15 protein-coding genes are annotated in these 19,095 nt (G+C 58.9%); 3 read left to right on the top strand and 12 right to left on the bottom strand.

From position 1 onward, the window contains the following. Nucleotides 1–199 precede the first annotated feature (199 nt). The 10 genes from ABX749_RS02040 to ABX749_RS01995 form a co-directional block, all read right to left on the bottom strand. On the bottom strand, nucleotides 200–1,525 hold the full coding sequence (locus ABX749_RS02040; protein ID WP_372894545.1) for a TlpA family protein disulfide reductase: 1,326 nt from the start codon (nucleotides 1,523–1,525) through the stop codon (nucleotides 200–202). Between the two features lie 53 nt (nucleotides 1,526–1,578). Beyond that, nucleotides 1,579–3,054, bottom strand: coding sequence for a sulfatase (locus tag ABX749_RS02035; protein WP_372894544.1), 1,476 nt, complete (start codon nucleotides 3,052–3,054; stop codon nucleotides 1,579–1,581). A gap of 209 nt (nucleotides 3,055–3,263) precedes the next feature. Then, nucleotides 3,264–4,004 carry a cysteine hydrolase family protein gene (locus tag ABX749_RS02030; protein WP_145210696.1) on the bottom strand — a complete coding sequence of 247 codons (741 nt, stop codon included), beginning with the start codon at nucleotides 4,002–4,004 and terminating at the stop codon, nucleotides 3,264–3,266. Nucleotides 4,005–4,090: 86 nt separating this feature from the next. Continuing rightward, nucleotides 4,091–5,323, bottom strand: a complete 1,233-nt coding sequence (locus ABX749_RS02025) for a Zn-dependent hydrolase (RefSeq protein WP_372894548.1) — start codon at nucleotides 5,321–5,323, stop codon at nucleotides 4,091–4,093. A gap of 19 nt (nucleotides 5,324–5,342) precedes the next feature. After that, nucleotides 5,343–7,265 (bottom strand): asparagine synthase (glutamine-hydrolyzing), encoded by a 1,923-nt coding sequence (gene asnB, locus ABX749_RS02020; protein ID WP_145210699.1) that lies wholly within the window; start codon nucleotides 7,263–7,265, stop codon nucleotides 5,343–5,345. Between the two features lie 35 nt (nucleotides 7,266–7,300). Continuing rightward, complete coding sequence (locus ABX749_RS02015; RefSeq protein WP_372894543.1) at nucleotides 7,301–8,380, bottom strand: aspartate carbamoyltransferase; 1,080 nt, start codon at nucleotides 8,378–8,380, stop codon at nucleotides 7,301–7,303. 129 nt (nucleotides 8,381–8,509) lie between these two features. Further along, entirely contained in the window at nucleotides 8,510–10,000 is a 1,491-nt protein-coding gene (locus ABX749_RS02010; RefSeq protein WP_372894547.1) for a sodium:solute symporter family protein, read from the bottom strand. Nucleotides 10,001–10,098: 98 nt separating this feature from the next. Continuing rightward, the gene (locus ABX749_RS02005) at nucleotides 10,099–10,686 is read right to left on the bottom strand and encodes a hypothetical protein (RefSeq protein WP_372894542.1); all 588 of its coding nucleotides are present in this window, start codon (nucleotides 10,684–10,686) and stop codon (nucleotides 10,099–10,101) included. A 35-nt stretch (nucleotides 10,687–10,721) separates the two neighbouring features. Continuing rightward, entirely contained in the window at nucleotides 10,722–10,946 is a 225-nt protein-coding gene (locus tag ABX749_RS02000; protein WP_145210705.1) for a hypothetical protein, read from the bottom strand. A 12-nt stretch (nucleotides 10,947–10,958) separates the two neighbouring features. Further along, nucleotides 10,959–11,333, bottom strand: a complete 375-nt coding sequence (locus ABX749_RS01995; protein ID WP_372894541.1) for a BCCT family transporter — start codon at nucleotides 11,331–11,333, stop codon at nucleotides 10,959–10,961. Nucleotides 11,334–12,053: 720 nt separating this feature from the next. On the opposite strand from ABX749_RS01995, the gene ABX749_RS01990 reads away from it, so the two are divergent. Continuing rightward, on the top strand, nucleotides 12,054–12,575 hold the full coding sequence (locus ABX749_RS01990) for a MarR family winged helix-turn-helix transcriptional regulator (RefSeq protein ID WP_372894540.1): 522 nt from the start codon (nucleotides 12,054–12,056) through the stop codon (nucleotides 12,573–12,575). On the opposite strand, the gene ABX749_RS01985 is transcribed toward ABX749_RS01990, so the two are convergent. Continuing rightward, nucleotides 12,550–13,251 carry a transposase gene (locus ABX749_RS01985; protein WP_372894539.1) on the bottom strand — a complete coding sequence of 234 codons (702 nt, stop codon included), beginning with the start codon at nucleotides 13,249–13,251 and terminating at the stop codon, nucleotides 12,550–12,552. The genes ABX749_RS01990 and ABX749_RS01985 overlap by 26 nt on opposite strands. 79 nt (nucleotides 13,252–13,330) lie before the next feature. Beyond that, entirely contained in the window at nucleotides 13,331–15,499 is a 2,169-nt protein-coding gene (locus ABX749_RS01980) for an arylsulfatase (protein WP_372894538.1), read from the bottom strand. A 306-nt stretch (nucleotides 15,500–15,805) separates the two neighbouring features. Between ABX749_RS01980 and ABX749_RS01975 the strand changes: the two genes are divergently transcribed. Both ABX749_RS01975 and ABX749_RS01970 read left to right on the top strand, forming a co-directional pair. Next, nucleotides 15,806–16,567, top strand: a complete 762-nt coding sequence (locus ABX749_RS01975) for an HpcH/HpaI aldolase/citrate lyase family protein (protein ID WP_145210717.1) — start codon at nucleotides 15,806–15,808, stop codon at nucleotides 16,565–16,567. 342 nt (nucleotides 16,568–16,909) lie between these two features. Beyond that, nucleotides 16,910–18,886 carry an SdrD B-like domain-containing protein gene (locus ABX749_RS01970; protein ID WP_372894537.1) on the top strand — a complete coding sequence of 659 codons (1,977 nt, stop codon included), beginning with the start codon at nucleotides 16,910–16,912 and terminating at the stop codon, nucleotides 18,884–18,886. Nucleotides 18,887–19,095 lie beyond the last annotated feature (209 nt).

Genomic DNA, 19,095 nt, shown 5'->3' with positions numbered 1-19,095 from the left:
GCCTTCAGGCGATTCCCACTCGCTGCTCCGCAGCGAATCCGGGCGGCTAAAGCCTGCACACCAGCGCACGTTGGTGTCTAGCCTTCAGGCGATCCCCACTCGCTGCTCCGCAGCGAATCCGGGCGGCTAAAGCCTGCACACCAGCGCACGTTGGTGTCTAGCCTTCAGGCGATTCCCACTCGCTGCTCCGCAGCGACCTTCATTCTTCACCGACCAACTCACGAACCCGATCCTCAAGTTCCTCGCCGGAATCGAATCCCACTTTGTAGTCGACCACCGTGCCTTCGCGATCAACGAAAAAGGTCGTCGGATAGGCGCCAACCAAGTAGACTTTCGACGCGACCTCTCCGCCGCCGACCACGATCGGATGTTCCAGTTTGTTCTGCGTCGCGAACTCGGCAACCACGTCGGACGCCTCGTCATATCCGTTGACCGCGACGATCGCGAATCTGTCGCTGTACTTTTGATGCAATCGGGTGAGGTGTGGGGCTTCTTGGCAACAAGGTCCGCAAGCAACGCCCCAGAATGTCACCAAACCTGGCCGTCCATCAAGAAAGCGATTCAGCTCCAGACGATCGCCGCTGACCCGATCCAACTCGAAATGGGGAACCGGACGCCCAATCAGTTTCTCCGGCGCCCCACCCCCGGGCGAATGGACGTAGCTGATTTTTTCGAATCCCAATTCACGCGCCAGCTTCATCGCTGGCGAAGGTTGATATTGCTTTCGCTGAGACTGTAGGAAATCAAACAGCGGACCGTCTGTGATGTCCTCCGGGATCATCGGCGGACGACGGGCATCAAAGATCTGCTCCACCAGCTCTCGCCCGGCGGCCGTACTATTCACTCGAAAAAGGAGCGTCCCCTTCTTCAATCCTGGTCCAATCGATTCAACCGAACGACGTATCGCTGACTGAAGTGCTGGTGACAGATCCGTCTCTCGACCATCGATGGAGGGTTTGATCTCGACCACACAGTCGGCGTCACCAATGGCAATCCGAGACAACTTCGTGCCAAGCGGGTAGACGTTGACCAGTCGATTTGTGATTACCGACTCCTTCACCGACTCGGTCTCAGTCCAATCTTTCAAGGGCTCGTAGAAGTCGTCCCAACTGGCCGATGTATCCATCTCGACGGCGTTGACCGATTGGAAGCCGGCTGATTCGCAAAGCCGCTTGAGATGGTTCTTGATCTCCGTTCGCGTCGACCTTTTGATTTCGACGCCGAGGTGGAATCGCACGACAAGTTTCAGCGGGCCAGCATCCGCAGCGGCAAGCGAACGCAATTCCGACATCAGCGACGTAGTGTCAAAGGCGTTTGGGTCAAATTGAGAGTCCACCACAAACGCGTTGCAGTTGACCACCGCATACGCACTGGCGCTTCCCGAAATCTCTCGGCGCTGCACCTCGGTTTCGATCGGCGCCACAAAGTACTGAGGCGTGTTGGCTTGCTCCGCTTCAGCCTCCGCCTTCACAACACAAGCCAAACCCAGACAACAAACCGCCGTCACAATCGCAAGCTGTTTCATTTTCAATTCTCACCAATGAAGACGATGGGCAAACGCCGCTCGCTCCAATCGACCTATTGCGAGTTGCGTTTCTTGCCCTTGGCCCGTTTCCCTTCCGTTTGTTTTGCCTTTTCTTCCCGTTGGCGATAGGCTTCATACGCTTCTTCGCGGGACATTCCCTTGTACCTGCCTTGATGCAGGATCGCGTCGTGCTCGGTTTGGATTCCCTCGTCACCTTGCGATTTCATCCAATCGGTCAGCTCGCCCTTCAATCGCGAGACGACTTTGGCGTACCTTGGATCATCGACGATGTTATTCATTTCCAAGGGATCGGTTTCACAATCGAACAGTTCGAACTCGGGACGGTAGTGATACTTTTTGACCAGTTCCGCCGCTTGGGCATCACCGGCTTGAGCGGCTTGGATCATGGATTGAAAGTAGTCTGCCTTGGTGCAGGCGTTGGTAAATTTCGTTTCGTGGTTCAGGTTCCAAACCAGCCGATAACGCCAACCCCGCACCGTGCGGATCGCGAACGCATCGCTGCCATTGATGATGCCTCGCGTTGTCATGATGCCGTAGGCGAAATTCTTGTGCGTGTCGGCTTGGCCCGTCAGCACCGGCACAAAGCTCTTACCGTCCAAGACGTCCGCGGGTGTCCCTCCGGCGGCCTCGATAAACGTCGGCGCCACATCGACGTATTCCACCATCGCATCGGTCACCGAACCGGCTTTCACGTGCCCCGGCCAGCGAACGATCATCGCCGACTGTAGCCCATTGCCGTAGCACGTCCACTTGGCGAACGGGAACGCGTTGCCTTGTTCGGAAACCACGACCACAAGCGTGTTGTCACGCATCTTGTGCTTGTCGATCAATTGCAAGATCTGTCCGACTTGACTGTCGTAGTACGTGATCTCGGCCAGGTAGCGGCTGAAATTTTCCCGCATCACAGGCGTATCTGCCAGATACGGTGGCAACTTCACTTGCTCCGGCGGATAACGCGAGGCGTCGCCTTTGTTCCAGGGCGAATGCGGTTCATTGGAGCAGGCGAACAAACAAAACGGAGTGGAAGACTCACCGCACTGGGAAAGCAATTGATCGACCGCTTCCATGTCGGGGTTGTTGCGTTTGCCGCTGTATTCGAATGGGAAAACGTCTTTGGGGCCGATGTGCGTCTTACCCGACAACGCGACGCGATACCCCAAGGGTTTTAGATAGTGGACGATGCTCTTCGTCCCCTGCTCGGCAAACGTGTGGTTCGGGTAGGCTCCTGATTTCACCGGGTACAGACCGGTATAAATGTTGTGTCGGGTCGGCGAGCACATCGGCGCGGCTTGAAAACAACGCGTGAACTTCATGCCCTGTTCGGCCAAGCCATCGATGTGGGGCGTGTGCGCCTGGCCGCCATAACATCCGATGTCCCGAAAGGTGCAGTCGTCGGCGATGATGAAGACCAGATTCGGGCGTGCCGTGGCCGCGTCAATCCGCGTCGTTTGCATCAATGCGATGGCGATAAACGCAGCGATCGCGATCTGTTTGGTGGGGAAATGCATGATTCGGTCGCGAATGGGGAATTGCGAAATCGAAGGGCATCGTATGCCTGACAGGCCCGATTGTAATCGATCGGTCAGATCGTCGAGTGTGTCGTAACGGAACCACGCTTGCCAGGCTGCGGACGGCCCCCGTCGGGGCGACAACGGCTCCGTTTGATCAGCAATTCACCGCGTTTTCTGCTGCACTGGGTTCGATCCAGTGGTGCGGGTCACGCATCCACCGGCGTTTCCGATGGCAGTGCCGTGCGGATCGTTTTCAACACGTCCGACAGACGCGCCACGCGGGCGTAGCGGTCACACAATGTCGCCAAAGACGCTTCATGCAACTCGGGCGTCACCGTCGCGCAGCAGTCTTCGACGACGGTCACCAAGTATCCCAGGTCACAGGCGTCGCGGACAGTCGTTTCCACGCACTCGTTCGTGTACACACCGACGACCATCAGCGACTCGATCCCCATGTTATTCAGGACATAATGCAGATTGGTCGACGAGAACACTCCGCTGGCCGTCTTGTTGATCACAATCTCGTCCCGCGCTTCGTCCGGCGCCACCATCTCCAAAAAGTCCGCGTCACGCGATCCCGGTGCGGCCAGCAAGCCCAACCGCCGATGCCCCTTGCTGCGGTCGCGGCCGTCGCGTGTCAGTGCCTGAATGCGCGTGTGAATCACTTCCAATTGGTGAGCCCGGAATGCATCCTGCAACCGTCTCACATTGGGCAGCACCAAACGCTCCAGCCGGTCGAAATAGTACTCTTGGGCCTCCAACGGAACGCCACTGTTTTCGGCATCGCGAAACACTCCGTGCCCGCGCGCCGCGTCGAGATACTGGATATCGATGCACAACAACGCCGTGTGCCCCTCGACCAACAATTCCTGTCGCTCGGGATTATCGACGATCGCGTCGTGATAAACGTCTTTGAGCGGATCGACATGGGAGGGATCATGGTTCATGCGTCGTGTTTCCTATTTTTTCAGTACCGAGAAAGCGTGTTGGATGGAGCGCACCGATTGCCAGGCTCACGCCCGGCGACGTGGCCTCATCCGTTAGCCAGATCCATCAGGGAATGTAGCATCAGGTTGGCCCCGGCTTCGATGTCCGTCCAGGCTGTCCATTCGGCCGGCGAGTGACTTTGGCCATTCTTGCTGGGGACAAAAATCATGCCAACCGGAACCATGCTACCCATGATTTGCGCGTCGTGGGCCGCCCCGCTATGCATTTGCAGATGCGTCAGTTCCAACCGCTCGGCTTGGCGGAGCAACCGTTTGACGATCGCGGGGTCGGCGGCGACCGGCGGCAAGTAACTCTTTTGCTGGAATTCAAACATCAAATTCCGGCGACGGGCGATGGCCGAGAGCGCCTTGCGAAACGCGTTGCCCAGATCGGCCAGCGTTTCCGGGCTGGTGTCCCGCACGTCTAGCGAAAACTCGACGATCCCCGGAACCGTGTTCGCCGCACCCGGCAAGATCTGCGCCTTGCCGATCGTCGCACGGCTTCGCGCACTGCCGTTTTCGTCCAAGATCCGGGGGATGGCAGAGGCAAAGTCGGCAAGGCCCATGAAAGCGTCGTGCCGCATCTCCATCGGAGTCGTTCCGGCGTGATTCGCTTCGCCCTTCAGGCTGACCGACCAGGTAAACAATCCGGTGATCTCGTCGACAATGCCCACCGATTTCTGACCGCGATCCAGCACCGGTCCCTGCTCGATGTGCAACTCCAAATAGCTCGCAATCGTCTCGGGGTCGCGAGCCGCGTCGAGCGCACCGAGGGGATCGAATCCATGCCGCCGCAGCTCGTCGCCCAGTAGAACGCCGTCCAAGTCAGAAAGCGTAGCCAACACATCCGGGTTCAATTGGCCGCACACCGCCTGAGATCCGAACATCCCGCCGAATCGTCCTTCTTCGTCGCTGAACGCAATCAATTCGATCGTGCGCTCGGGCACGACGCCCTGTTCGCGAAGACAACGCAGGCATTCCAAGGCGACAATGACGCCCAGTGTCCCGTCCAGAGCTCCGGCGCACGGAACCGTGTCAATGTGCGACCCGACCAAGATTCTCGCCTGGTCGGTCGCCCCCGACAACTCGGCCGAAACATTCACGGCACCGTCAGTCCGAGGCTCAAACCCGGCGTGTTCGATCCGATCCTTGAGCCAGCGTTTCCCCTCCATGTCCGCATCGGTGAACGCCATCCGGTAAATGCCACGATCGTCGCGACAGCGACCGATCTCGGCAAGTTCGTGGATGTCGTTTTTGATTCGTTCTAGGTTGACGCTCAAGTCCATGGAGTTCTCATCGTTAATCGACCGTCGGCAGCGGCATGCCTTCGACGTACTGTCCCTGCAACATGTGCAGCTGCAATGCGTGGTTCATCAGAATGTCATTTCGACGCGCAATCGTGCCGTCGGTTTCACGCCATGCCTGGGTAATAAACTGATCAACACGTTCGTGGTTCAAAATTCCCAACTCGTTCATACGTGTTGGCGTCAACCAGTGATCGATCATCTCCTGCACGGCGTTTCGTTTGACCGGATCGGTGTGCGCCGGCGGCGCCATGAACGCGAACTTCTTTCGTTCGTACAGCTCCCTGGGCAACACGTTGACCATCGCTTCGCGCAACACCCATTTTTCGACGCCGTCACGAATGCGGATGTCCGGCGGAATCGTCACCGCATACTCGGCCAGATGATGGTCCAGGAACGCCGGTCGGGCTTCCATGCTGTTGGCCATGTCCATTCGGTCACCGCCCCAGGTCAGGATCTGGCCTTCGAGCATCGTCTTGCTCCAAGTGTATTGCGAGATATCCAAACGGTGTCTGCCGCGCACTTGCGCGGGGTCAATCGCCGCGGCGACTTCGGCGACCGGGTCGTAGGTCTCCAACAAATCGATCAACTCGTCCGACAGCAGCGAACGTGCCGCGCGCAGCGTCAGCATCCAGGGTTGAATCCACGACGGCGTAAAACCGCACAGGTCTTGCCAGGCCGGATGCAACTGGTCCTCTTCGGCCAAGATCGCGCCGGCAAAAATACCCCCTTCCCCTTTTTCGCGCCCCAGCCAATCACGTTTGAAGAACGGATAGCCGCCGAACAATTCATCGGAGCCTTCGCCCGTGATGACCGCTTTGTAGTTGCAGGCCCGGACGCGTCGGCTCATGTGCCACTTCGCCACCGCCAAGGTGTTGTAAAACGTCCGCTCGGCGTGCCACGTCGCCCGCTCGAACGCCGGCCCGTAGAGTTCCTTTTCCGTCAACCGCAACAGCTCTTGTTCCGCACCGGTGCGTTCGGCCATTAACTTGGCGATGTTCGATTCGTCATATTCATCGCTGTCAAAGGCGATCGTGAACGCCTTGACCGGCGATTGCTGCAGCGTCGTCGCCAAACCCAAAATCGAACAACTGTCGATACCGCCGGACAGGTAACACCCCACCGGCACGTCGGCCTCTAATCGGGTCGCGACCGCATCGATCAAGCGGTCCTGGACGCCCTGGACATACTCTTGCGGATCCGCACCGGATTCGTGTGACGTGGGAAATTCTAGATCCCACCAACGCTTCGATTCGGTCACCAATCGATCGCCCACCCGTTGGACGATCAGCATGTGACCCGGCTGAAGCGCTTGCACACCTTCGAATGCCGTCGTTCCCGGAACCATGACCTGCATCATCTGATGGATCGCAGCCTTGGGGCACAGTCGCGGAACGACGCTGGGGTGCTTCAAGATCGACTTGACCTCCGATCCCCACACAATCCCATCGTCCTTGACGGCGTAGTACAGCGGTTTGATGCCGAATCGATCTCGGATCAGAATCAATCGTTTCTCGCGATGGTCGTACAAGACGATCGCAAATTCCCCACGCAACCGTTCCACGAAGGACAATCCGTGCCGCAGATACAACGGCAGCGTGATCGCGCTGTCGCTCTTTCCGTCGCTGGCGAGCGACTGACACGCCAACCGAGTTCGCTCGCGTTTGTAACCATACAATTCCCCGTTGACCGTGACCGCGTAGTCACCGTCGCGGGTCTCGATCGGTTGGTGCCCGTGATCCAAGCCGATGATCGACAGGCGGGTGTGCCCCAGGGCGAGACCTTGGTCGAGAAAAAACTTGCTGCCCCGTTCGTCGGGGCCGCGATGGTCCAAAACGTCCAACATCTGGTCCAGCGTGAAACGCAGCTCGCGCTCGTTCGTCCGCGCGGGATTCCAAAATCCAGTGATTCCGCACATGTGTGCCTTCCGTATTAATCTCTATCGTGGTGTCGTTAGCAAAGTTCCGAAATCCGGTCCAGCCGATTCAAGACGGCGGCCAACACGGCTTGACGGACGAACACGGCGCCCGCGGCTTGGGCGAAATAAAGGTTGTGTTCCGATTCGTCCAAATCCTCGGACAGTTCCTCGTTGCGGGCGAGCGGATGCATGATCACCGCACCCGGTTGCAAATTGCTCGACGCATCCAACGCGTACCGGCTGTCCAGATTCCGGTAGCTGTCACCGAGAAATGCGATCGAGTTGACATAGACGACATCCAGTGTCGGCAAGACCTGCTGGACATCATTGGTGATCTCAATCGGAATCGGCGACTCTTCGATCGGCTCGGTCAAATCCAACCCAACCGGGTCGGCCATTTCGGAAACCAACGTGATTTTGGAAACCGCGTTGACGAACATCAGCGACAGACGCAGAAAACTCTTGACCGCACGCATCGATCCCGGCGTGCCGACAATTCCCAAATGGATTTTCTTGTCGTTTGGACACGACTGGTCGCTCAGCTCCGGCCGCCACTTCAGCAACGTGTACCAGTCCAACAGCGCCTGCGTCGGGTGATGACCGCTTCCATTGCCGGCGTTGATCAGCGGACGCTCAAGATTCTTTTGAATCTCCTCGACACTTTCGGTTTCGGGATGCCGCATGATGACGACATCTCCGTAGGTATTGAACATCTCGCCGATGTCGGCCAACGACTCGCCCTTGGCGATGCCGGTGACTTGTCCGTCGGGGACCGACAAGACCTTTCCGTCCAATCGAAGCACCGCGCTTTCGAACGACAATCGCGTCCGCGTGCTCGCTTCGAAAAACGCCGTGATCGCGATTTTCCCGTCCAGCGGCTTCTTCATCTCCACATTCCGCGTTTCCAACAACGCGGCCAACTGGGCGATCGCCACCACGGTCTCGCGATCGAACTGCCGCGGATTGACGATCGACGTGCCCGCAAGCTTGTGCAGCGTCTCCCAGTCGACTTGCATGTCGGTGTGTGCGAGCAGATCCTTGGGATCCAATTTGCGGCCTTTCGAATTGGTCGCGAACTCCGTCAACGCACGGCGCTTTTGTGTCGTGTTCATCATCAGTACGGGTCTACCAGATTCTTTTTTCTTTAAAGTCGAGGATCCAAAACACGATGAGTGCCGCCGCACCCACGCCACATAGCGTGAGTCCACCCACCACAATCAACTCCAGAAACCAGAGGGGAAACATCATCGCGTTTCACCTCCTTTAGGAATATCTCCAACCATAACACCTCGTCCATTGGGGTCGATGGGGCCGCCGTCGTCGCCACGGCCTGCTTGCGACGTTCCTGGCGAATCAGACAACAATCCGAAATCAAAGTCATCGGGGTACAAATACATCCCTATCAAAAACACCACGCCAGAAGTCGCCGCCCCGATCAATGAAGCGACAAACCATCCGATCGCAAAATACGCCACCAACCCGAGTGACGTGCCGACCACCATCGACGCACAAGCCGCGATCGGACTGGAACGACGAAAATACAGACCGCCGATGATCGGCCAAATGCAACTTCCGACCATCGGTCCGGCAAAAAACAGAACCGTCGCCAGGGTGCCCACGTTGGGATAAGCGGCGCACCAGGTGACCACCCCCAACCCGATGATCGCGAACAACGACCAACGCCGCTTGATCGCGTCGCTGGCGCGGCTGCCCGTGATCCGTTTCGCCAGCGGCTCGGCAATGTCGTTGACGACCAAATCGCTCGTCGCAGCCAACAAGCTGTCGATGCTCGATGCCAGCGAGCAAAACACCACCACGAACACTAACAACGCGCCGCCGGTGCCCAACAACGTCGCGGCGACCAACGGCCCGACCGTGTCGGGTTGGCTGACTCCGATCCCCAGCGCCGGCGCGGCCAAGCCCAAAAAACCGGCGACGATCGGAACGGGCAACCACAGCAACCCGCCCAGCAAATACGCCATGGGCCCGACCCCCTCGCGCATCGCAAACGCGCGGCTCCACCACACGTTGCTGTGAAAAATTTCTCCAAAACCAAACAACATATTATTAAACAGTGCCATCAACGCCGCCGGAAACAGAACCGACAACAGCATCGGTCGATCGTCTTGCAACTGATGATGAACGTCCGCAATGTCGACATGCAGCAGCACCGCGATCGCGACGACCACCAGCCCGATCAAGATGATGATGCTTTGCACAAAGTCCGTGCCGATGACGGCGTACATGCCGCCAAAAAGCGTGTACAGCACACAGACCGCTAACACGACCGTCATCCCGACCTCATACGGAATGCCCGAGAGTGCGTTGAGTAGTTTGCCGCCCGCCATCGCCATCGAGATCAACCACGTCATCGCGTAGAACAGCGAGATGATCAGAAACGGGACCGAGCCCAAACGCCCATAGCGACGCCGAACAAACTCGACCGCCGTGTAGCCGTGCGGCATCAAGCGACGAATCCTGCCGCTCAGCGGAGCAAACGCGAACAATCCGAAACTGGCCGTCGAATACGCCAACGCACCCCAAATGCCCAGCTGCAACGCGAACTGCGGTGCCAACATCGTCGTGTTGGATGTCACCCAAGTCGCCACCGCCGTCGCCGTGCCGAGGGCCAATCCGACGTTACGGCCCGCCACGGCAAAACCGTCGTAGGACGTCGCCCGGCGGCCCCACCAAATGCCCAGACCGATCCACGCCAATCCGAACAACAGCAGCATCCCATAGCCGGCCTCTTGACTGAGAATGCGACCGGCGTCGACTGATTCGGAATAGATCAATACGGTCGAGATCCCTTCGGTTCCCATCTCTGCGATCGTCATGACTGGTCCCCCGATTCGATCGAGGTTGGTATCGACGACACGCCAGCGTCGACGCCGGCGATCTGTTTTTCGATCCAACGGCCGCGCAGGATGACAAAAACGATTCCGGAAACAACGACCGCCCCAATCGCAAACAAACCCAGCGACGGAAACAGGCCCCAGTGCTTGACCGTCGCCACCGCCGGTTCGGAGGTCGCGAGGACCTGTCCGTCATCGCCGATCGCTTCGACACGATACCGGTAGACCCCGTCGCTCAACCCGGACTGAAACGATTTTGTCGCAACGCCCTGATACGCGATCTCGTCGGCACGGTCGCGGACGCGGTACGACACCGCCCCGTCCACCGCCGACCACTCGAGCGTGAAGTAACCCTCACGCGAGACGCCCAACTGGGGTTCGACAAACGCCAACGCAGGCGGCGACTCCGGGTCAGGCGGCGACTCCGATTCGGGCTCGGCTGCCATCGCAACCGAGCACCACGTCGCCGGCGGACTTCCCAGCAGCAACAGCGCGGCCGCAGCCATGCCAGCAAGCATCGGGCAACCCAGTGCCCGTGCGCCGCGGCGATTTCGGCGAGTGTTCATTTGACCTAACATCCCCATGAAAGCGGGCTTCTCGCCTAGCGGCGTCGGACGCGTTTGAGCCAATAGTCAACACCCATCTCGTTGATCGGCGCGCCGTCCAAACAGACGGTGATCTTCTCAGTCCCGTCGGCCAGGTTTTCCAGTTGCTTGGCGGCAGCTTCGCCGCTTTTTGCATCCACCGGAAACGATTCCAACACGGTGCCGTCGCCATCGATCTGTTTGACTTCGTAAGTTTTGTGTAGTGAATCCGACCATTCCATCGTCATGTCTCCTTAGGAGGAAAGTGGTGAGGAAGAGATTTGTGAATCTCTATGAAGCGAAGTCACTCGCCCGTAACAGGCCAGCAACAAGACAAACGTCAAGGGATGTGCGGCCGCAATCGATGCGGCCTGCAATGCGTCCAGGCCTCCGCCATCGAGCAAGGCAGTGGCGACCAGCCCTTCACTGATCGCCTTGCCAACGGCAACAAACGCATCCTGCAACTCGTTGGCCGGCCACACGAAACACAGCAACGCGACCGCCAACACGATCGCAGCACTCCTAAGCAAAACGACCGGGTGCATCTCACAGTGCGGACCGATCACCACGCGCGGCATCTGCTCGGCACGGGGTGTGGTGGGGCGTTGAGTAGTAGTCGTATGGCTCAAGAATCAATCGAGAAAGGAAATGGAACGTGCCTGAAAACGTGCCGGGCTTATCGGTCTGCTGATTTCGGAACATCGACTCAATCAACATGCCTTGATGGCTTGCCGAACAGAAACACACCCCAGCTCAAGTGCCCTTTCCGGTCTCCATCGACCCAGTGCTGAAGCCCCGATTTCAGTCGCTCCAACTACTCGTCGGAAATCTTGCCGCTCAATTGCGGCTGGCAATCTCCAGTCACGCTAAACACGCGGGAGCATTGATTGACGAGCTGAGGTAAAATCCCCTTCCGACTGCCACCGTTGCTGCCAGTCGATCAACTCATCCCGAACCTCCACGACACTCCCAACCCCCGAACACACCCGCCAGAACAGGTATCTTCTGACCTCACCTCGGTGGGGCCAACCGCGTCGTCTTGGGAGTTGCATTCGAGCAGGGATTCGTCGGGTGCCATATGGTTTTGCCTAAGGGAAACGATCGTCGACTTGCGGTCTAGCCACTCTGGACGAGTCGCGTAGGTTAACAGAAATTGGTTTGAGCTGAAAGCAGTTTTGTGTTCGGCGAGAGTCTATGGACGGCTCCCGGGCGGCGTCAACCTCGCGTTTTTCCACCGAACTGAACGCCTGAACCGGCCTGAAATTTCCCCCCGGCACCGATTGAGCTAAATTGAGCGGTGACGGTGGAAGACGCGTCTCATTTCATTCACTTTGGGATCGAAGCATTTGTTGACTCATGAGGACCAGATCGTGGCGGCGATCAGGCAGATCATTCGGGCGGTCGATCTGCATTCACGCAAATTGGTCAACGGTCACGGGTTCACAGGCCCCCAACTGGCCGTGTTGCAAGAAGCCCAGCGTCTCGGCAGCGCCTCCCCCAAAGCGATCGCCCGCGCGGTGCATCTCAGTCAAGCGACGGTGTCGGGCATTTTGCAGCGACTGGAGCGGCGGGAGCTGATCCTGCGAAAGCCGAGCGCCAACGACAAACGCTCCGTCATGATCGAGATTTCACCGAAAGGCGAACAGGTCCTGCAGGATTCACCCTCACTGCTTCAAGACCGCTTTCGCGACGCGCTCTCGTCGCTGGAAGAGTGGGAGCGGCTACAAATCCTTTCGACCCTGCAACGCGTCGCCGGCCTGATGGACGCCGAGCACCTCGAAGCCTCGCCCCACCTAACCCCAGGCGAAATCCCCGGCGACGAAGAAGAACTCCTCAACAAAGGGGTCAGGCCTCTTTTCCGTCCTTCGTAGACGGGAATCGGACCCTCGGTCGCCCTCGCGGCCGCATGGTTGACTCCAGGTTCAGACGGCGGGCGATCGATTCAACCCAGCCTTCATCACCCAGTGGCGCGCCACGCTGGGCACAGCGCCGAACCGCCTCGAGCTCCTTCTCCGACAGAGCTTCGTTGACGCGATCGACCCACCGAGAGGATCGAGAGATCGGCCACGGCGATAGCAGCGGCGGATTCGAGTCTCGCTTGAAATGCCAACGCCAGAGTGAACCCCAGCGCCACTGCTCTGCTCGATCGACCAAGCCCGCTCGAAGCGCGTTGCGTTCGACGTATCGGCAAACCACCAGAAAGTGGTCGTCGTCCTGAATCGGAAAACTCTTGTAACGCTGCTGGTAAACGTGCCCCATTCCCCCGGTTTGGTAATGGGCGTGATAACGCATCGTGTGCGTTCCGCCGACCCAGCCCATGAACCGACTCATTTCACCGTCGACCAACGGTCTGACCACAAGGTGGTAGTGATTGGGCATTAGTTGGTACGCGAACAGTTCGACTTGGTGAATCGCCAACGCTTCACCGAGAATCTTTTCGAACGCGGCATAGTCGGCGTCCTTGTGGAAGATCTCCGCGCGAAGGTTGCCGCGATTGAGAGCATGGTACAAGCCGCCCGCTTCATCCGCCCGAGGCGCTCGTGGCATGATTTGATCCTCCAGATTCGAATTAGCCCGACCCTTAACCAGGCCCGACCCTAAACAAAGAGGCCTGACCCCTTTTCCGCTAGTGTTCGATCAATCGAACGGTGAGGTGTTGCAGACTCCAGCTGCCGGCGGCTTCGACGCCGTAGTGCGGGCCGCTGTCCAATCGCAACGACGCCCCGGCCTGCAGCACCCCGATGTCGCTGAGCAAACCACTTTGGTCTTTGGCGTCCAGATCGGCATCGACGCAGTAGATCGCCAACGGTGCCCCCTCACCGACTCGGTAAAACCCGCCGCAGACACCGTCTTGCCCGGCCACGATCGCGGCGGATTCTACGATCACGTCACGATCGAATTTGATCACGATGGCTTCGTGCTGATCAACTTTGCCCGGACGGCCGCCGTGGATCCCTAAGCCGACTGCAGCGGCGCGGAATGCCGGCTCCGCGGACGCTCGTTCGCCCGCCAGGGCTTCCATCACCATCGTCAACGGCGTGCCACCGACGTCGACCACCGTTTCAGCGACCGACTTGCCGTCGATCTGCCTGGCGACCGCCCCGTCGGCATGCAAGTCAATCGTCGCTCGCTTCGTGGCCGCGATCGGCACCATGCGATGGCCGCCGGCGTTGCGATGCAAGAACGCTTGCTCTGTCATGGAATGAATCAATGGCTGAAGCGTTGGATCATCAATCCGATCATTGGTTTCCCACTGGTCGACCGCCAAGTCGTACAGTTCGTACGGGTGCGCTTGTCCGGCGCGCAACAGACGGGCATCAAAAAACAGCTTCCATTGCCCGTCATAGGTTGTGCCGTCGATCGTGGGCGAATCAAGACGCATGGCGACTGCGGCCGGATCCCCCTTGGCTTCCTTGTGATCGTTGAAGAACAACGGCGGGCGATCGGCGATTGAATCTCCACGGAGTGCCGCCAGGACGCTGAAACTGTCTTCGGCGCCTTTTTCACCGCGGCTTAAATCTGGCAGGTCGGTACCGACGATTTCCGCGACGGTTGCATACAGATCCTGAAGCCCGATGGGTTGGTGGACGGTTTGGCCGGGCGTCGTCACATCACCGTCACCAATGCCTCCCGCCGCCCACGCGGCGATGAAGGGGACACGGTGGCCGCCTTCATAGATCGATCCTTTGTGCGAACGAAACGGTCCGGTCGCAATGTCGCTGTTCTTTTCCGCGCCGTTGTCGCTGGTAAAGATCACCAGGGTGGTCGCGATCATCTTGCGGCCGGCGTGCCGAGGATCGTCCGTCTTTTCCAACCAGTCGAGCAACCGCCCCAGCGCGACATCGTTCTCGTAAATAAAATCGTGCCGCGCGTCCATCGGATCGCCCGACTTCGTGCGGGCAGCGCCCGCGACCGGCTTGCCATCAATCGCATGGTCCGGGGTGTACGGCCCGTGATTGGAATTGGACGGGTAATACAAAAAGAACGGCTTGCTGGAGCCTCGGCCGGGTCGCGTTTGTTGCTCCAGAAACTCGATGGCGTGATCGGAGTGACGGCTGCCCAACTCGCTCAACACATACGCGGCCGGGCCGTCGGCGGCAAGCTGTTTTCCATTGGCCGTCGCAGCGATCGCGGTCCGACCGTGAATGTGCCCCGGCCCGACGCTTTGCCGGGGGCCGTTTCGCTTCTTCGCATTTCTTGCACCCGCATCCGGCCCCGACGTTCCATGAGACCGCGAGGTGAATCGGGCGAAATCAAAACCGTGGTCCAGTGGAGTGGTGAACAAGGGCTGGCGCAGATCGGCGTCGCTCCATTCGGCCGCCGGTGAACCGTCGCTGCGGCGATAGCGCAGCCCCACGTGCCACTTACCGACCAGCCCGGTTGCGTATCCCTGGTCGCGTAACATCGATGCGATCGTCGGTCGATCCGCTTCGATCATCGGGTCGCCTTGGGCGCCAAACAACACCCAATACTTCAACCGATTGCGCCACGGATATCGCCCGGTCAGTAACCCGTAACGCGTCGGCGAACACCGTGAAGAAGGCGTGTGGGCATCGGTCATCCGCACACCCATTCTGGCCAGCCGTTCCATGTGTGGTGTGTGGACCTGGACGTCATCCCCGTTGCCGGTGAAATCCTGATACGCACTCGTGTCACCCATCCCCATGTCGTCGGCCATCATCAACACAATGTTCGGCCGACGCGTGATGTCATCAGCCCGCAGTCCCCTCGGCCGCAAGGCCTGATGAAGTGACAAACCGATAACCAAGACGAGAATAAACGGTGTGACTTTCATGATCCATCCGCGATCGACAAGTTTGAAAGCGTCCTAGTGTACCCGCTGCCTCCGCGACCTTTGAGCGTTCTGAAATAATTTTGACGAACCCACCCATGCCAGCGTGATCGCGAGTGTTCTCCCTCAACTGCCAACGGTCATGCTTCTCGCCGACGCCACCACCCCACGTCCTATTGGAGCTGATGAAAAAACTGACGCCGGTCCCGGGCAGCCCCATTGTTGATCGCACCGTTGCAAGACGAAAATGCGGACGCCGACATTCGTGCGGCTTTCGGTTTGATCCTTCCTGCCCGGTAACCCACCCTGATGAGAAAAAGCAAAACACTGGCACGCATCCGCAATGGAGAAGCCATCCGAACCTGCGTGCTGGGGCACTATATCCCCGCCTATGTCTGTCATGCCGCGCGTGCCGGGTACGATTGCCTTTGGCTGGATTTGGAACACCGTGCGTTGTCGATCCACGAAACCCAGGCGTTGCTGGCGTTCTCGCACTTGTACGACATCGACGTCATGTTGCGGCCGCCGACGCTGGAGAAAACGGGGCTCTATCGGTACCTGGAAGACGGCGCGACGGGCTTGCTGATCCCACATGTCTCAACGGCCGAGAAAGCCAGGATGTTGGTCGACGCGGTCAAGTTCCCTCCGCTGGGCGACCGTGGGATCGACAACGCCGGACTGGACGCCGACTTTCATGTTCACGACCCCGACCACTACGCCCAGTGGGCCAACCGCGAAACCTTTCTTTGTGTTCAAATCGAAACGCCCGAAGGTGTTCACAATGTCGAGTCGATTGCGGCGGTCGAGGGCGTCGAGATGATCTTTGTCGGTCCAGGTGATCTGGGACTGCGGTTGCGTCAATCCGGCGAAATGACGATCGACCAAGCTTGGGATGCGGTCGCCGCGGCCTGCAAAAAACATGGCGTCGCGTTTGGCGGTCCGACGATGGGGCTTGAAGAGATGCAAAAGCGGCGCGACCTCGGTGCCCAGTTGCTGGTCAACAGCAGCGAGTTCGGGCACTTTTCCAAAGGCCTTCGAGAAGACATCCAGCAATACGACGCGCTCAGCTGAGCGGCTGACGCTGCCAGGACATCCAACCCTCGCCGCCGGAGTCATTGGTGAGCTCGGCTGCGACGGGACGAGCGTGGAATCCGATGCGTTCAGCGGCAGACCATCAGGCGATTCGATGGACGAACCGTCGTCGAACAAAATGGCTGTTTTTTTTCCGGTCGCTCGCATCGAGTGCGCGGCGTGAGTATAACCATGCATTCGCGTCACTCTGTTTCTGATGGGGCATAAGGCGACTGGTTCGGATGCGATTTCAGTGGTTGCCCGATCGTCTCGTCTGCCATCTCATTGGCATACCTGCCGATCGGGGATTTTGATCTCAATGCAGAACAACGAGGTTTCCCCATGCGTCGTCGCAATCGGTTTGAGCGTTTAGAGGCCCGCACACTGTTGGCTGCCGGCCTGATACCCGTCGACACGACCTTCAGCGTTGACACCAATGAAAATGGACTTCAGCTTTCCGGCAATGCCGTGTTGAGGTTCGACGCGGTGGTACTCGATCCCGCACTCGACGGTCCCGAAGACATCAGTCTGACGAACGTCGAAGTGACAAGCTCCGGCCAGGCGAGTGGACAGGTCGATGGATTCAACGTCGTCGCCACGTTCCAGACGACCAACTCGACGCCTCCGTTGGCGATCGTCGCCGGCGTCAGTCCCAATACGTTGCAGGTCGACAGTGTCGGCCCGGATCACCTTCCCGGCACGGTGACCGGAACCGTCGCCGGTCAACCGATCCAAAACGGTGAGTTCACTGCGACGTTGGTTACGGACATTGATTTCCCCACACGCGGCTTGTCTGGCACACTGGGGATCTCAATCACCGGCACCGTGTTCGGGGTCCCGTTTTCCGAATTTGCCCAGGCCGCGATTTCGCAAACCAATGTCATTCCATCCGGAACCGAATTCCCAGATCCGAGCTTGAGAAGTGTTTCCGGACGCGTCTTCTCAGATGCCGATGGAGACGGTCTGCGCGAGGCAGGCGATCAGCCCGTCGAGAATATCACCGCCGTGTTGCTGCAAGATTCCGTCGCCATCGATTCGATGCAAGTCGATAGCAACGGTTTTTATTCGTTCTACAATTTACCCTCAGGCAATTACCAGGTTCGTTTCGACAACGTGCCCAGCGGCCAAGAATTCACGTTGCTGCAAGTCGGCTCCGACACCACCATCGATAGCGATGTCGATCCGGCGACCGGGGCCACCGCCCTGCTTGATTTTGGCGGCGGTCAAACGCTGCTCAACGTCGACGCCGGCATCCGCACGGAGACGACGAATGAATTCAAGCTCGATACGATTGGACTTTACCAAGGCGACATTTCACTGTTCCATCTCAAGGAATCCTTCACCCCCGGCCCGTCGGACCAGTACTTTGCGTTTGGACCGGGTGGCAACGCGGGCTGGGTCCCGGTGGTCGGTGACTGGAACGGCGACGGCGTCGACACCATCGGGCTGTATCAACCCGATATCTCGCTGTTCCACTTGAAGGATTCGTTCACGCCGGGCGCATCGGATCACTACTTCAGCTTTGGCCCCGGCGGCAACGCGGGCTGGATTCCGTTGGCCGGTGACTGGAACGGGGATGGCATCGACACGATCGGTCTGTATCAACCCGACATTTCGCTGTTCCACCTCAAAGATTCCTTCACCCCCGGGGCCTCGGATTACTATTTCGCTTTTGGCCCGGGCGGCAATGCGGGCTGGATCCCGGTGGTCGGTGACTGGAACGGGGACGGCGTCGACACCATCGGGCTTTATCAACCCGATATCTCGCTGTTCCACTTGAAGGATTCGTTCACGCCCGGTGCCTCGGATCATTACTTCGCGTTCGGCCCCGGTGGAAACGCCGGTTGGACACCCTTGGCGGGCGATTGGAACGGTGACGCTACCGACACGATCGGTCTGTATCAGCCCGACATCTCGCTGTTCCATCTGAAGGACACCTTCACCCCCGGCGCCTCCGACCAATACTTCGCATTCGGCCCCGGCGGAAACGCGGGATGGACTCCACTGGCCGGTGATTGGAACGGCCCCGAAAGCCCCGTCTTGTTGACAGCCAGTCCTGCGCTTGCCGCGTCCTCGGACGTGCTGCGGACAGGTGCCAAATCGGTTGCCGAGCCGGAAAACGACTCGGCCCCCTTGTCGTTGTTGACGAGTTCGAATGACCAAACGCAAGGAATCCGATGGAGTGCCGAAGCGGTCCGTACATCGGACAGCGGTTCGGCAACCACGCCATCCGAATCAAGTGGAGAAGACCATGAAGAGACTTCATCGGACGCTTCTCCCCTGCAGTTGCTCGACGACGCCTTCGCAGCCTGGCAGTAACCAAGCACCCGCCATCCGCTCCAACGCGACGCGTTACGGCTTGTTGATTTAATCAGCCGTTTGGCGCGAGCCTACGGGCGCCGGAGAGTAATTGACAAGATGAATGCCCGTACGCTTGCGCGAAACGGCTAATCCCACGTGCGATCGGATTAAATCAACAAGCCGGTTAGCGACCGGCACGTGAACGTTCCGCCCTCTGGCGACGGCAG

Source organism: Stieleria sp., assembly GCF_041595215.1.
GTDB lineage: Bacteria > Planctomycetota > Planctomycetia > Pirellulales > Pirellulaceae > Stieleria > Stieleria magnilauensis.
This window is presented reverse-complemented; position numbering and strand designations above follow the sequence as displayed.